Source organism: Ruegeria sp. CH5 (assembly GCF_056537025.1).
In genome coordinates, this window is the sequence record NZ_JBQFQT010000003.1 from 100,329 (window position 1) to 115,734 (window position 15,406).

Here is a 15,406-nt window from a genome sequence, read left to right on the forward strand (position 1 = left end):
GCGGGTCTGACCCGGCGACGTCGTTCCGGCCCAACCCGGGGCCGGATGGGGAGGAGAGATAGAATTGGCTCAGACGCAGTCGGGCGCCGAGGGGATGCACTCCCTTCCGGCGCTGCTACACCGCAATGCGACGCAGTTCGGGGATGCCCCGGCCTACCGCGAAAAGGAATTCGGGATCTGGCAGTGCTGGACCTGGGCGGAAACGGCCGCCGAGATCCGTGCGCTGGCGCTGGGGTTCCTGGAGCTTGGCGTTGAAAAGGGCGACCATATCGCCGTGATCGGGCGCAACCGCCCGGCGCATTACTGGTCGATGGTCGCGGCCCAGATGGTGGGCGCGGTGCCGGTGCCGCTGTATCAGGACTCGGTTGCAGAAGAGATGGCCTATGTGCTGGAACACTGCGGCGCGAAATACGTGGTCTGCGGCGACCAAGAACAGGTCGACAAGGTCATCGAGATCCAGCAGGACCTGCACCAGGTCAAGCACATCCTGTACACCGACAAGCGCGGCATGCGGAAATACGACCACAGCCAGATGAACGCGCTGAGCGACATCATGGCTGAGGGGCGCGCCGGGCACCACCGGTTCGATGCCGAGCTGGACCGCCGCATCGCCGAGATCACCTATGACGACACCTGCGTGATGCTCTACACCTCGGGCACCACGGGCAAGCCCAAGGGCGTGGTTCTGTCGAACCGCAACGTGATCGAAAGCGCAAAGAACTCGGCCGAGTTTGACCACCTGACCCGGAACGAGGATATCCTGTCCTATCTGCCGATGGCCTGGGTGGGCGATTTCATCTTTTCGGTCGGTCAGGCCTATTGGTGCGGGTTCTGCGTGAACTGCCCCGAAAGCGCTGACACGATGATGACCGACCTGCGCGAGATCGGGCCGACCTATTTCTTCGCGCCGCCGCGCGTGTTTGAGACCCAGCTGACCAACGTGATGATCCGGATGGAGGATGCCAGCCCGATGAAGCAGCGGATGTTCCGCTATTTCATGGATCACGCCAAAAAGGTCGGCGGGCGCATCCTGGACGGCCACCCGGTCGGACTAATGGATCGCCTGAAATACGCGATCGGAAATGTGCTGGTTTACGGACCGCTCAAAGACACGCTGGGCTATGGCCGTTTCCGTGTCGGATACACCGCGGGCGAGGCGATCGGGCCCGAAATTTTCGATTTCTACCGCTCGCTGGGGATCAACCTGAAGCAGCTTTATGGTCAGACCGAGGCGACGGTGTTTATCACCGTCCAGCCCGACGGCGAGGTGCGCGCCGATACCGTCGGTGTGCCTGCGCCCGATGTCGAGCTGAAGATCGCCGAGAATGGCGAGATCTTCTATCGCTCGCCCGGCGTGTTCGTTGAATACTTCAAGAACCCCGAATCCACCGCCTCGACCAAGGACCCCGAGGGCTGGGTAGCCACGGGCGACGCGGGGTTCATCGAGGAAAGCAGCGGCCATCTGCGGATCATCGACCGCGCCAAGGACGTGGGCAAGATGGCTGACGGCTCGATGTTCGCGCCGAAATATGTCGAGAACAAGCTGAAGTTCTATCCCGACATCCTCGAAGTGGTGCTGTTCGGCAATGGCCGCGAACGCTGCGTGGCCTTCATCAACATCGACCTGACGGCGGTGGGCAACTGGGCCGAGCGCAACAACATCGCCTATGCCTCGTACCAGGAACTGGCGGGCCATCCGCGGGTGCTGGAGACGATCCGCAGCCATGTGGAAGAGGTCAACAAGTCGGTTGCCGCCGACGAGATGCTGTCAGGCTGCCAGGTGCACCGGTTCGTGGTGCTGCACAAGGAACTGGACCCCGACGATGGCGAGATCACCCGCACCCGAAAGGTGCGCCGCAAGTTCGTCGAGGACAAATACGCCGACATCATCGCCGCGCTTTATGACGGGTCCGAGACGGTCTCGACCACGACCGAGGTGACCTATGAGGACGGGCGCAAGGGATCGATCAGCGCCACGTTGCAGATCGTCGACGTGCCGGTCGTGCCGGTGTCGCATCAGAAGGTGGCCGCGGAATGAGGCCGGTCGTGCGCCGCTCGGCCTGCGGCCATCGCCCCGCCCGCCGTCCCGTTCACCCGCAGTTTGAGGAGTAGACGATGCTGGATGCATCCGACGACGGATATGTCACTGAGGATGGCCGCAAGATCGGCGGCGTGGTGATGGAGATGAAGAACATCACCCTGCGGTTCGGCGGCGTGGTGGCGATTAAGGACATCTCGTTCGACATCCGCCAGGGCGAGATCCGCGCGATCATCGGGCCCAACGGTGCCGGCAAGTCCTCGATGCTGAACGTGATTTCCGGCTTCTACATCCCGCAGGAGGGCGAGGTCTGGTTCCACGGGGCGAAACGCCCGCAGATGAAACCCTATGAGGTGGCCCGACAGGGCATCGCGCGGACCTTTCAGAACATCGCCCTGTTCGAAGGCATGAGCGTTCTGGACAACGTGATGACCGGCCGCCTGAACTTCATGAAGACAAACATTCTGCAGCAGGCGATCTGGCGCGGCAAGGCCGAGGCGGAAGAGGTGGAAAACCGCGAGGCGGTCGAGAAGATCATCGACTTTCTGGAAATCCAGCACATCCGCAAGACGCCTGTGGCGCGGCTGCCCTATGGCCTGAAGAAGCGCGTCGAACTGGCCCGCGCGCTGGCCGCCGAACCCAAGCTGCTGCTGCTGGACGAGCCGATGGCCGGCATGAACGTCGAAGAAAAAGAGGACATGAGCCGCTTTATCCTGGATGTGAACGACGAGTTCGGCACGACCATCGCCCTGATCGAACATGACATGGGCGTGGTGATGGACCTGAGCGACCGCGTGGTCGTGATGGATTACGGCAAGAAGATCGGGGACGGCACGCCCGACGAGGTGCGCAACAACCAGGAAGTCATCGACGCCTATCTGGGGGTCAGCCATGACTGAGCTCCGCACAGAATTGAGGGGAGGCGCATATGCCTGATCAGTTGATTTTCGCGATGGAGGTCTTTCTGAACGGCCTCATGGCCGGGGTGCTGTATGCGCTGGTCGCGCTGGGCTTTGTGCTGATCTACAAGGCGTCGGGGATCTTCAATTATGCCCAAGGGGTTATGGCCCTGTTTGCGGCGATGACGCTGGTGGGGATCATGAACGGGCAAGTGCCGTTCTCCCATCTGATCAACGCGATCTTCGGTACGCATATTCACTACTTCGGCTGGAATGTGCCGGCGCTGCTGGCCATTCTGCTGACGATGGGCGTGATGGTCCTGCTGGCCTGGGCGGTGCAGCGCTTTGTCATGCGCCACCTTGTGGGGCAGGAGCCAATCATCTTGTTCATGGCCACGATCGGCCTGGCCTATTTCCTGGAAGGCGTGGCCGACCTGATGTGGGGATCCGAGATCAAGACGCTGGACGTGGGTCTTCCGCAGGGCATCAACCTGTGGATCGACGAGACCACCTACAACATCTTCGGCTACGGCTTCTTCATCGACAACCTGGACATCGTGGCGACGGTCATCGCGGCGCTTCTGGTGGCGGCATTGGTCGCGTTCAGCCAGTACACCAAACAGGGCCGCGCCATGCGGGCCGTGGCCGACGACCACCAGGCCGCGCTGTCGGTGGGCATCTCGCTGAACTTCATCTGGATCATGGTCTGGTCGGTGGCGGGGTTCGTGGCGCTGGTCGCGGGCATCATGTGGGGCACCAAATCGGGCGTGCAGTTCTCGCTGTCGCTGATCGCGCTCAAGGCGCTGCCGGTGCTGATGCTGGGCGGGTTTACCTCGATCCCCGGTGCCATCGTCGGCGGGCTGATCATCGGCGTGGGCGAGAAGCTGTTCGAGTTCGCCGTGGGCCCGCTGGTGGGTGGCGCGACCGAGAACTGGTTTGCCTATGTTCTGGCGCTGATCTTCCTTGTGTTCCGGCCGCAGGGCCTGTTCGGCGAGAAGATCATCGAGAGGGTGTAGGCCATGACCAAGCTGATCGCCATCATCAACGTGATCGCGTGGGCGGGGTTCTGGGCCTTTGGGTACATCGCCCTGACCTCGAACGATCTGACCGCCAATCAGCTGACCGTGGCCGCGCTATTGGCCTTTGTCGGGCTGGTGATGGGTGTTCTGGCCTACATGAAACTGGTGCGCGCCTCAGAGGCGAGCGGATATGCCAAACGGTCCAACCAACTGGACGCCGAAGCCCGCAACCGGGCGCAGGAACAATGGGGAAAGTAAGACATGTTCTATCGTGAGGCCGGAGACTTCAAGACCTCCTACAGGGACGACAACCAGACTTTCCCGATCAAGTTCGACCGGTATCGGTATTATGTGGTGCTGGTGGTGGCGTTCGGGATCATCCCGTTCATCATCAACGACTATTGGGCCAACGCGCTGCTGCTGCCCTTCCTGATCTATGCGATTGCGGCGATCGGCCTGAACATCCTTGTGGGGTATTGCGGGCAGGTTTCCCTGGGTACCGGGGGGTTCATGGCCGTGGGCGCCTATGCCTGCTACAAGCTGATGACCGCCTTTCCAGACGTGTCGATGTTCATCCATGTGATCCTGGCCGGCGGCATCACCGCCATCGTGGGCGTGCTGTTCGGCCTGCCCAGCCTGCGGATCAAGGGGTTCTACCTGGCGGTGGCGACGCTGGCGGCGCAGTTCTTCCTGGTGTGGCTGTTCAACCGGGTGCCGTGGTTCTACAACTATTCGGCCTCGGGGCAGATCAACGCGCCGGAACGTGACGTGTTCGGCATCATCATCACAGGCCCCAACGCGCCGGCCTGGGCGACCTATCTGTTCTGCCTGATCTTCCTGACCGCCTGCGCGATCATCGCCCGCAACCTGACCCGCGGCACCACCGGGCGCACCTGGATGGCGATCCGCGACATGGATATCGCCGCGGAAATCATCGGTGTGAACCCGCTGCGCGCCAAGCTCAGCGCCTTTGCCGTCAGCTCGTTCTTCGTGGGCGTGTCGGGCGCGCTGTTCTTCGCCATCTACCTGGGCGCGGTCGAGGTGGGAGAGGCCTTCGGCATCCAGAAATCCTTCCTGGTGCTGTTCATGGTCATCATCGGCGGGTTGGGCTCGATCTTCGGATCCTTTGCCGGCGCGGCCTTCCTGGTCCTGTTGCCGGTTGTGCTCAAGGTCGTGGGCGCGGACATGCTGGGCTGGCCCACCGATATCGTCGCGCATCTGCAGCTGGTGATCGTGGGCGGGCTGATCATCCTGTTCCTGATCCTAGAACCGCACGGTCTGGCGCAGCTGTGGCGCGTCGCCAAGGAGAAACTGAGACTCTGGCCTTTCCCGCACTAGGGACTGGCCCAATCAAGAAAGGGGCGCAAAGCCCGAACCAACATCGGACAAACCAAGGGAGGAGACACCCGATGAACAAGAAACTGGCAACAATGGCGCTGGGTGCGCTGATGGCCGCAGGTCCGGCAATGGCCGACCTCGTGTTCCCGTCGCTCAGCTACCGCACCGGGCCTTACGCCGCGGGCGGCATCCCCTTCGCGGATGGCTACGCGGACTATTTCACTCTGCTCAACGAGCGGGACGGCGGCATCGGTGGTGTTCCGGCCAAGGTCATCGAGTGCGAAACTGGCTACAACACCGAGAAGGGTGTGGAATGCTATGAATCGACCAAGGGCGAAGGTGCGCTGGTGTATCAGCCGCTGTCGACCGGCATCACCTATCAGCTGATCCCGAAAACCACGGCTGACGACATCCCGATGCACACGATGGGATATGGCCGCACCTCGGCCAAGAACGGCAAGGTGTTCAGCCACACGTTCAACTACCCGGCCAACTACTGGGACGGTGCCTCGGGTGCGATCAACTATCTGCTCGAGGAAAACGGCGGTGATCTGAGCGGCAAGAAGATTGCGCTGGTCTATCACAACTCGGCCTATGGCAAGGAGCCGATCCGCACGCTGGAAGAGCTGTCCAAGAAGCACGGCTTCGAGCTGGTGGCCCTGCCGGTCGACCACCCCGGCCAGGAGCAGAAATCACAGTGGCTGCAGATCCGCCGCGATCGTCCCGATTATGTCCTGATGTGGGGCTGGGGCGTGATGAACCAGGTGGCCATCCAGGAAGCCGCGAACATCCGGTTCCCGATGGAGAACTTCATCGGCATCTGGTGGTCGGGCGCTGAACATGACGTGATGCCCGCCGGTGCGGCCGCGAATGGCTACAAGGCGCTGACCTTCCACAACGTCGGCTCGGACTATCCGCTGTATGACGACCTGCAGAAATACGTCATCGACGCTGGCAAGGCCGCCGGTGCCGGTGATCAGGTCGGTACGGTCCTGTACAACCGCGGCCTCTATGCTGCGATGCTGGCAGCCGAAGCCGCCAAGAAGGCACAGGAAATCTCGGGCAAGGCTGACATCACCTCGGGCGACATGCGCGACGGTATGGAAGCACTTGAGATGACCGAAGCGAAGATGGCCGAACTGGGCCTGCCGAACTTTGGTCCGACCTTCTCGGTCAGCTGTGAAAACCACGGCGGGGATGCCCTTGTGGGCGTGACCCAGTGGGATGCAGACAGCAAGACCTGGACTCTGATTTCGGAGTTCAAGGCTACCGATACGGACGTGATCGGCCCGCTGATCGAGGAAGACTCGAGCGCATACGCGGCTGAGAACAACATCGAACAGGGCTGCAACTAAGCGGCACGAACACCGGGGCGGCGGCTGACCGCCGTCCCGAACCGGACAAGCCCCGAACGGGGCAGGCATGAGGACACGCGCTGATGCTGGATGCGGCACAAACCACTGACGTGCAGGCGGAAACCCTGCTTGAGGTCAACAATATCGAGGTGATCTACAACCACGTGATCCTCGTGCTGAAGGGCGTCAGCCTGACCGTGCCCAAGGGCGGGATCACCGCGCTGCTGGGCGGCAACGGGGCCGGCAAGACGACGACGCTCAAGGCGGTGTCGAACCTGCTGCATTCCGAACGCGGCGAGGTCACCAAGGGCTCGATCAAGTATCGCGGCCAGAACGTGCACGAGAGCGATCCGGCCGACCTGGTGCAGAAGGGCGTCATCCAGGTGATGGAAGGCCGCCACTGTTTCGAACATCTGACCGTCGAGGAAAACCTGCTGACCGGGGCCTATACCCGCAAGGACGGCAAGGCCGCCATCCAGCAGGACCTTGAACTGGTCTACAACTATTTCCCCCGCTTGAAAGAGCGCCGCCGAAGCCAGGCAGGCTATACCTCGGGCGGGGAACAGCAGATGGTCGCCATGGGCCGCGCGCTGATGAGCCGCCCCGAGACGATCCTGCTGGACGAGCCCTCGATGGGCCTTGCGCCGCAGCTGGTCGAGGAGATCTTCACCATCGTGAAGGACCTGAACGAACAGGAAGGCGTGTCTTTCCTGCTGGCCGAACAGAACACCAACGTGGCGCTGCGCTTTGCCCATTACGGATATATCCTGGAATCGGGGCGCGTGGTGATGGACGGCCCAGCCGCCGAACTGCGCGAGAACCCGGACGTCAAGGAATTCTACCTCGGCATGTCCGACGAAGGCCGCAAGAGCTTCCGCGACGTGCGGTCCTATCGTCGCCGCAAGAGGTGGCTGTGAGCGGATGGAGGATCTGGCGATGACATTCTACGACGCTCTGGAAACCCGTTCGGCCGATCAGCGCGCTGCCGAGCAATCGACTGGTCTGCGCGAACAGCTGGCGCGGGCGAAATCCGCGCCCGGTTTCGCGGCCCATTTCGCCGATGTCGATCTGGACGCGATCCAGACCATCGCGGATCTGCCCAAGCTGCCGGTTCTGCGCAAGTCCGACCTGACCAAAGCGCAGGGTCAGCACCCGCCCTTTGGCGGCTTTACGGTCAAACCCGCGCATGGCTTTGCCCATGTGTTCCAGTCACCCGGGCCGATCTATGAACCCGGCGGAGTCGATCACGACTGGTGGCGCATGGGCCGGTTCCTGCATGCGGCGGGCGTGGGCCAGGGCGATATCGTGCAGAACTGCTTTGGCTATCACCTGACACCGGCGGGCATGATCTTTGAGAACGGCGCGCGTGCCGTGGGCGCCGCCGTGCTGCCCGCGGGCACCGGCCAGACCGAACTTCAGGTCACCGCCGCCCGCGACGTGGGCTGCACTGCCTATGCCGGTACGCCCGATTACCTGAAGGTGATCCTGGACAAGGCCGACGAGATGGGCGTCGTTCTGAACTTCTCGAAGGCGGTCGTGGGCGGCGGGGCACTGTTCCCCAGCCTGCGCCAGGCCTATGCCGATCGCGGAATTTCCTGCCTGCAATGCTATGCCACGGCCGATCTGGGTAACATCGCCTATGAAAGCGCCGCGATGGAGGGCATGATCATCGACGAGCATGTCATCGTCGAAATCGTGACCCCCGGCACCGGAACACCGGTGGCGGAAGGCGAGGTCGGCGAAGTCGTGGTGACCTCCCTCAACCCCGACTATCCGCTGATCCGCTTTGCCACCGGTGATCTGTCGGCGGTGCTGCCTGGGCAGTCGCCCTGCGGCCGCACCAACCTGCGCATCAAGGGCTGGATGGGGCGTGCCGACCAGACCACCAAGATCAAGGGCATGTTCGTGCGCCCCGAACAGGTGGCCGCGCTGGTCGCCAAGCATGACGAGATCGTCAAGGCCCGCGTCATCGCTGCCCGGCAGGGCGAGATGGACACGATGACCGTGCAGATCGAAAGCCCCGGCGGCGATGATGGCACCTATGCCAAGTCGGTGGCCGAGGTCCTGAAGCTGAAGGGCACGGTTCAGGTGGTGCCGCCCGGTTCGCTGCCCAAGGACGGGCTGGTGATCGAGGATCAGCGCGTCTACGACTGATCCGGCCCGGGGTTCTGCGGCCAAATGCGCCGCAGAATCCTGTGCCTGCCCACTGGCGTTTCCGAGTTTTTTGGTCGATTAAAGGGGAACCGCAACCTTTGCCGACCCGAGGCCATGGCCCAGATCGAATTCTCAGAACATGGATCGCGCAACCGCGGGGCCCTTGGCACCCGGTTCGTCGGGGCCTTGGCCTATCTGGTGGCGGCGGCCTGCCTGTTACCGATGGTCGCCGTGGTGCTGGCGGCCGTCACCGGCGGCACTGACACGATCCGGCATCTGCTGGACACGGTCCTGCCCGGCTATGCGGCCACCACGCTGATCCTGGTCTCATTGGTTTCTGTGGGAACTTTCGCCATCGGGGTCGGGGCCGCGTGGCTGGTCACCATGACCCGTTTTCCCGGCGTACGCCTGTTCGAGGTGGCATTGGTGCTGCCGCTGGCCTTTCCGGCCTATGTGCTGGCCTATGCCTATACCTTCATCCTCGATCATCCCGGCATCGTTCAGACCACGCTGCGCCAGGTGACCGGCTGGGGCCCGCGCGACTATTGGTTCCCCGAGATCCGCTCGACCGAGGGCGCGGCGGTGATGCTGATCCTGGTGCTGTACCCCTATGTCTATCTGTTGGCGCGCGCGGCCTTTCTGCAGCAAAGCGCCACCGCCTTTCTGGCGGCGCGGGCGCTGGGCAGCAGCCCGTGGTCGGCCTTTTGGCGGGTCTCGCTGCCGATGGCGCGGCCCGCGATTGCCGGTGGCGTGCTGCTGGCAGTGATGGAAACCATCGCCGATTTCGGCACCGTCGCCTATTTCGGGGTTCAGACCTTTGCCACCGGCATCTACACCAGCTGGTTTTCCATGGCCGATCGCGCCGCGGCGGCGCAGCTGGCGCTGTGCCTTCTGGCCTTTGCGCTGGTCATGGCCGTGACCGAGCGCACCCAACGGGGCAAGGCCAAATACTACCAACCCGGCAAACGCCATGCGGCATTGCCCGCTGCACAGCTGAGCGGTTGGCAGGCTGTGGCGGCATGGGTTATGTGCGCCATTCCGGTTTTGTTCGGCTTTCTGCTTCCGGTGATCGTGCTGACTCAGATGGGATTGGAGTCCGAGCAGAACCTGCTTTCGGCCCGCTATCTCGGGTTCATTCGGAACTCTCTGACGCTGGCAGGAACGGCGGCGGTGATCACCGTCTGCGCCGCGGTCTGCGTCGGGTTCTTCCAACGGCTGAGACCCGGGCGCGCTTCGGCCATGGCGGCTTATGTGGCGCGGTTGGGCTATGCCGTGCCAGGCGGCGTGATCGCGGTCGGGCTGATCGTACCCTTTGCCGGGTTCGACAATGCGCTGGACGCCAGGATGCGGCAGACCTTCGGCGTGTCGACCGGGTTGCTGGTCACCGGCTCGATCTGGCTGTTGGTGGCGGCCTACATGGTGCGTTTTTTGGCCGCCGCGCTGAGTGCCTATGAAAGTGGGCAGAGCACGGTGCATGCCAACATGGATGCCGCTGCCCGATCTTTGGGGCAGACGCCATTGGGCACGTTGCGGCGGGTGCATCTGCCGATCCTCACACCCTCGCTGCTGACGGCGCTGCTGATCGTGTTCGTGGACGTGATGAAGGAACTGCCGGCCACGCTGATCATGCGGCCCTTCAACTTTGACACGCTGGCGGTTCAGGCCTATCGGCTGGCCTCGGACGAACGGTTGGAGGGCGCGGCCGTTCCGTCGCTGGTGATCCTGGCCGTGGGGCTGCTGCCGGTGATCCTGATCTGCCGCCAGGTCGGGCGCCGGCCCTGACGGGCGGTTCAAAAATACCACACCATGTCGTGACAGGCTTGATCTGATCGCATTTTCCGGCAAGGCTGAAGTCATGAACATGCAGCCTCCCAGCCGGAACCCTGCAAGTCCGGTCCAGATGCCGGTGGCCTTCAACCGGCAAGAGATGTCACAGATTCTCTCCGTCTATGGACGGATGGTCGCCGCCGGAGAATGGCGTGACTACGGAATATCAAATCTGCGCGACGTTGCCATATTCTCGATCTTCCGGCGTACCGCCGAGCACCCGATCTATCGTGTTGAAAAACACCCCCGGCTGCGTTCAAAGCAAGGGATGTATTCGGTGATGGGCATGGACGGGCGCATCCTGAAACGCGGGCACGACCTGCGCGCCGTTCTGCGGGTGCTAGAGCGCAAGCTGATCCGCTCGGTCGACCCGGATTAGAGCCGCTTGTGCGCCGTGACTGGCCCGTCGCACTGGGTCTCGATCCGGGCAATGGCCTGATCCATCGGTTCAAATACCACCGCCATGTGATGTGCATTGGCATGCAGCAGCATGTTGTCGCCGGACACCCAGGCCACATGGCCTTTCCAGAACAACAGATCGCCACGCTGCGCCAGGGTGCCGTCGGGCAGTGCCGTGCCAAGCTCCCGCTCCTGGTCGCCGCTGTCGCCGGGGCAGGCAACGCCGCAGGACAGCAGCCCGGCCTGAATCAGGCCTGAACAATCCAGTCCCCACCGGCTGTTGCCGCCCCACAGGTAGGGGGTTCCCAGAAACAGTTCGGCCACGGCCACCGGGTCGTTCAGCAGGGTTCCGACGGGTTTGACATGCACTGCGGGGATGAACCCAAGCTCGGTCTCGACAAAGCGGTCCTGCTGCGACAGCACCACGATCCGGCTGCCAAAGCCCAGGCTGACACGGTCGGGGCTTTTGATGTCGGGTTCGGAATAGGCGTGGGTCGCCGGGGCCCAGATCCAATGCGTGGCCGGGGCGTCAGGGCCCAACTGGTCCGCGCGCAGCCAGCCTTGATACCCATCCTTGTCGGAAGCCACCCGGCACCAGCCGCCGGATTGTTCGGTGACGTCCAGGCCGTCGCCATACAGCAGCTGACGGTCACGCGGGCCCTTCGGACTGCGCAACAGGTCCACGACGGGGCGGATAACGCGCGCGCGGTTCACAGGCCCAGCATCCCGGGCAGGGCGATCAGCAGGGCGCGCGGCCCTTGCCCCAACCCGCCCTTGCTGCGGCCGGGCTCTTTGGCCTTTTGCCAAGAGTAGATGTCGAAATGCATGTATCGGCTGTTTTCCACGAACCGCCGCAGGAACAACGCCGCGGTGATCGACCCCGCGAACCCGCCCGCCGGCGCGTTGTCGAGATCGGCGATGCCCGGCTCGATCAACGTCTCATAGGGCGTGTGGAACGGCATCCGCCAGACCGGGTCAGCCGCCTGAACGGCGGCCTGCGTCAGGGCCTGCGCGGCAGCATCGTCGTCGGTGTAGAACGGGGCCAGATCCGCCCCCACCGCCACCCGTGCCGCGCCGGTCAGCGTCGCCATCGAGACCACCAGATCCGGCGCGCCCTCATCCGCCAGCGCCAGCGCGTCGGCCAGAACCAGCCGCCCCTCGGCATCGGTGTTGTTGATCTCGACCGTCAGGTCCTTGCGTGAGGTCAGGATGTCGCCGGGCCGGAACGCATTGCCCGCCACCGCGTTTTCCACAGCCGGGATCAGCACCCGCAATTGCAGCGGCAGATCCAGCGCCATGATCATGCGCGCCAGTCCCAGCACGTTCGCCGCGCCGCCCATGTCCTTTTTCATCAACCCCATCGAGGCACCCGGCTTCAGGTTCAGTCCGCCGGTGTCAAAGCAGACGCCCTTGCCGACCAAGGTTAGCTTCGGACCGCTTGTGCCCCAGGTCATCTCGATCAGGCGCGGAGCCTGTTCAGCGGCCCGACCTACCGCGTGGATCATGGGAAAGTTCTGTTCCAACAAGGTGTCGCCAATGGTGACGGCACAACGAGCCCCGTACTCCTGCGCCAGCGTTTCAACGGCGTCTTGCAGGGCCTGAGGTCCCATGTCGGCCGTCGGAGTGTTGACCAGGTCACGGGTGAGAGCTTCGGCATTGGCCATGATCTCAACCCGCGGAGCATTCACACCGTCCGGCGCGACCAATCGGGCTTTTGCGCCGGACTGTTCGGCATATCGGTCGAAACTGTACCCGGTCAGCAACCAGCCCAGGGCTTCGATTTCGGCTCTGTCTGTCGGCAAACCGGACGCAATCCGGTAAGTGCCTTCGGGCAGAACCTCGGCGGCGGCGGCAAGCGGAAAGCGTACCCGAGCGCGCCGGGTGTCGGTTCCATAGCCTGCCAGCGCGAATTGCGGCGCGCCCGTCGGTCCGGGAACCAGCAGAACCTGCCCGATTGCGCCGGAGAATCCGTTCGCGGCCACCCAGGCCTGTGTTTCATCGGGCTGAGACTTCAACCATGGCTCGAGCCCGTCCTGCGCAAGAACATGCAGATCAATGGCAGGAGCATCGGAAGGTGCAAAGGACAGGGACATGGGCGCCTCGGACTGTTCTGGTGCCGCCTACACTAGCCGCCTGTTGTTCGCCCGCAACCCGTCATATCGAAAGATCCTGTTGATCCCATACTGCGGTCAGCGACCGCTCTCCCACCCGGATCAGTCGGCTGAGCGTGGCTCCGGTCGCCACCGCATCGCCGGCATCTACCGTCCGGGCCACGTCGCCGGCGACTCGGGCCAGCGCCGTCATGCCGACCTGTTCGGATATTGCGACCAGAGACTTGGCGCATTTGCGCAGCCCCGCCCAGTCACGTTGACGCCAGAGCCGTTCACAATTCGACAGGCGTACTGCCAGTTCCTCGACCGTTCGGCACAGAACGTCGACCGCGTTCGTGTCACCCAATTGCCGATACAGCCCGTTCAGCCGGTCCGGATCCAGCCGCACGGATTCCTTCTGTTCAAGCGTGACGATCTTGTCCACCTCATTCACCCCAATCTTTCTGCCCCCACGGCATCTGCGAACCTGTCACAAAAGACCTTTGCAATTCCTTTCGGCCAATCGGGATAATGTCTCGAATTTTGCTCGAACTTGCGTTAGATCGGCGGTCGAACTGCAAATTTGGGAAAACGCGATGCACCACGCCAAACCTCTGCCGAGCTATCTGGTCAAACGGTACCATGGTTGGAAAGCCACGTCCTATTCCGAAAACCAGGCCTGGTACCGCCGGCTGGCGACCGAGGGACAGCGTCCGCGTGCGATGGTGATTTCCTGCTGTGACAGCCGGGTCCATGTCACCTCGATTTTCGGGGCCGACCAGGGCGAGTTTTTTATCCACCGCAATATTGCCAACCTGGTGCCGCCCTACGAACCGGACGGCGAGCGCCACGGTACCAGTGCAACCATCGAATATGCGGTGACGGCATTGAAAGTGGCGCATCTGATCGTACTGGGACATTCGCAATGCGGCGGGGTGCAGGGCTGTATCGACATGTGCAAGGGCGAAGCGCCGCAACTGGAAGCCAAAGAGAGCTTTGTCGGACGCTGGATGGACATCCTCAAACCGAAATTCGATTTGGTCTCCGATGTCGAGGACCCCGCCGAACAGGCGCGCCAGTTCGAGCGTCAGGCGGTTGTCGCGTCGCTCGAAAACCTGATGACCTTCCCGTTCGTGGCCGAGGCCGTACAGAACGGCTCGATATCGTTGCACGGCTTGTGGACCGACATCGGCGAAGGCGGTCTGGAGTATTATGATCCGTCAGGAAAAAAATTCCTGCCGGTTTAGTCTTTAAATCGGAGAAACGCACCCTAATTGAACGCTAGTTCAATTAGGGTGCGGTGACTGTATGGAAAACCTGTTGTCTCTGGCGGCCGAAAATCTGGTCTCGCCGATCATTCTCAGTTTTGTGCTTGGTCTGTCAGCGGCATTGGCCCGATCGGACCTGACCATTCCCGAGGCCATCGCCAAGGCGATGTCGATCTATCTGCTGTTTGCGATCGGCTTCAAGGGTGGTGTCAGTGTTGCCGCACACGGGATCGACGCCACGCTTGGCTTGTCCCTCATTGCAGGTGTCATTCTGTCCGCATTGCTGCCGCTGGTGGCGTTTGGCCTGTTGCGCGTGCTGACCAACCTGGACCATGTCAACGCCGGCGCGGTCGCAGCGCATTACGGCTCAATCTCGATTGTCACATTCGTGGCCGGTACGTCGGTTCTGGAAAGTCAGGGCCTGATGTACGAGGGCTACATGGTGGCTGTTGCCGCGGCGATGGAAGCGCCGGCGATCCTGTCCGCTCTGTGGCTGATCTCCCGCGGCGGCGGAGCCCGCCGGATGGACTCGGATCTCTGGCGCGAGATTGCCCTCAATGGTTCGATCGTTCTTCTGGTCGGGTCGTTTGCAATCGGCTGGATAACGGGCGAGGACGGTCTGGCCGAAATCAGCAGCTTCGTGGTCGCACCGTTCAAGGGGGTTCTGTGCCTGTTCCTGCTGGACATGGGTATCGTTGCCGGGCGCGGATTGCGTGCCGGGCGCGGGCTGATCACGATGGGTCTGCTTGGCTTTGGCGTGCTGATGCCCCTGATCGGGGCTGGCGCCGGTCTGGTGGCCGCGCTCCTGTTGGGTCTGTCCACCGGCGGAGCGGTCTTGCTGATGGTGTTGGGCGCCTCCGCCTCGTACATCGCGGTTCCGGCGGCGATGCGCGTGGCAGTACCCGAGGCGAACCCGTCCATCTATCTGACCCTGTCTTTGGGCGTCACATTCCCATTCAACCTGGCGCTGGGCCTGCCGATCTACGTCTCGGTCGCCCGGGCCGTTACCGGAGGATAAG

General features: G+C 62.8%; 15 protein-coding genes. 12 read left to right on the top strand and 3 right to left on the bottom strand.

All coding sequences use genetic code 11. From position 1 onward, the window contains the following. Positions 1-94: 94 nt before the first annotated feature. The 10 genes from ACR0JC_RS10825 to ACR0JC_RS10870 all read left to right on the top strand — a co-directional run bounded on the left by ACR0JC_RS10825 (position 95) and on the right by ACR0JC_RS10870 (position 11,009). Entirely contained in the window at positions 95-2,038 is a 1,944-nt protein-coding gene (locus ACR0JC_RS10825) for an AMP-binding protein (RefSeq protein WP_170342905.1), read from the top strand. 77 nt (positions 2,039-2,115) lie between these two features. Further along, positions 2,116-2,937: an ABC transporter ATP-binding protein gene (locus ACR0JC_RS10830; RefSeq protein ID WP_093963943.1), complete on the top strand. Its 822-nt coding sequence runs from the start codon at positions 2,116-2,118 to the stop codon at positions 2,935-2,937. Between the two features lie 29 nt (positions 2,938-2,966). Then, positions 2,967-3,953, top strand: a complete 987-nt coding sequence (locus ACR0JC_RS10835) for a branched-chain amino acid ABC transporter permease (RefSeq protein ID WP_170340766.1) — start codon at positions 2,967-2,969, stop codon at positions 3,951-3,953. Positions 3,954-3,956: 3 nt separating this feature from the next. Then, positions 3,957-4,214: a hypothetical protein gene (locus tag ACR0JC_RS10840; RefSeq protein WP_170342731.1), complete on the top strand. Its 258-nt coding sequence runs from the start codon at positions 3,957-3,959 to the stop codon at positions 4,212-4,214. Between the two features lie 3 nt (positions 4,215-4,217). Next, a complete protein-coding gene (locus ACR0JC_RS10845) occupies positions 4,218-5,294 on the top strand; it encodes a branched-chain amino acid ABC transporter permease (protein WP_170342734.1) in 1,077 nt (358 codons plus the stop codon). A 71-nt stretch (positions 5,295-5,365) separates the two neighbouring features. Continuing rightward, the gene (locus tag ACR0JC_RS10850; protein WP_170342736.1) at positions 5,366-6,649 is read left to right on the top strand and encodes an ABC transporter substrate-binding protein; all 1,284 of its coding nucleotides are present in this window, start codon (positions 5,366-5,368) and stop codon (positions 6,647-6,649) included. 83 nt (positions 6,650-6,732) lie between these two features. Further along, the gene (locus ACR0JC_RS10855) at positions 6,733-7,566 is read left to right on the top strand and encodes an ABC transporter ATP-binding protein (protein WP_170342738.1); all 834 of its coding nucleotides are present in this window, start codon (positions 6,733-6,735) and stop codon (positions 7,564-7,566) included. Between the two features lie 19 nt (positions 7,567-7,585). Then, positions 7,586-8,803: a phenylacetate--CoA ligase family protein gene (locus ACR0JC_RS10860; RefSeq protein ID WP_170342740.1), complete on the top strand. Its 1,218-nt coding sequence runs from the start codon at positions 7,586-7,588 to the stop codon at positions 8,801-8,803. A 114-nt stretch (positions 8,804-8,917) separates the two neighbouring features. Continuing rightward, positions 8,918-10,585 (top strand): ABC transporter permease, encoded by a 1,668-nt coding sequence (locus tag ACR0JC_RS10865; protein WP_170342741.1) that lies wholly within the window; start codon positions 8,918-8,920, stop codon positions 10,583-10,585. Positions 10,586-10,658: 73 nt separating this feature from the next. Beyond that, positions 10,659-11,009: a DUF2794 domain-containing protein gene (locus ACR0JC_RS10870; protein WP_170342743.1), complete on the top strand. Its 351-nt coding sequence runs from the start codon at positions 10,659-10,661 to the stop codon at positions 11,007-11,009. On the opposite strand, the gene ACR0JC_RS10875 is transcribed toward ACR0JC_RS10870, so the two are convergent. The 3 genes from ACR0JC_RS10875 to ACR0JC_RS10885 all read right to left on the bottom strand — a co-directional run bounded on the left by ACR0JC_RS10875 (position 11,006) and on the right by ACR0JC_RS10885 (position 13,573). Continuing rightward, positions 11,006-11,743, bottom strand: coding sequence for a C40 family peptidase (locus ACR0JC_RS10875; RefSeq protein ID WP_170342746.1), 738 nt, complete (start codon positions 11,741-11,743; stop codon positions 11,006-11,008). The two genes, ACR0JC_RS10870 and ACR0JC_RS10875, sit on opposite strands and share 4 nt — an antisense overlap. After that, positions 11,740-13,122, bottom strand: a complete 1,383-nt coding sequence (locus tag ACR0JC_RS10880; RefSeq protein WP_170342748.1) for a leucyl aminopeptidase family protein — start codon at positions 13,120-13,122, stop codon at positions 11,740-11,742. Before ACR0JC_RS10880 ends, ACR0JC_RS10875 begins: the two co-directional genes overlap by 4 nt. Before the next feature lie 61 nt (positions 13,123-13,183). Then, positions 13,184-13,573 (bottom strand): hypothetical protein, encoded by a 390-nt coding sequence (locus tag ACR0JC_RS10885; RefSeq protein ID WP_170340773.1) that lies wholly within the window; start codon positions 13,571-13,573, stop codon positions 13,184-13,186. Positions 13,574-13,715: 142 nt separating this feature from the next. Here ACR0JC_RS10885 and ACR0JC_RS10890 point away from each other — a divergent pair, with 142 nt between their 5' ends. Both ACR0JC_RS10890 and ACR0JC_RS10895 read left to right on the top strand, forming a co-directional pair. Then, complete coding sequence (locus ACR0JC_RS10890; protein WP_093963954.1) at positions 13,716-14,366, top strand: carbonic anhydrase; 651 nt, start codon at positions 13,716-13,718, stop codon at positions 14,364-14,366. Between the two features lie 61 nt (positions 14,367-14,427). Next, entirely contained in the window at positions 14,428-15,405 is a 978-nt protein-coding gene (locus tag ACR0JC_RS10895; RefSeq protein WP_170342751.1) for a sodium-dependent bicarbonate transport family permease, read from the top strand. Position 15,406 lies beyond the last annotated feature (1 nt).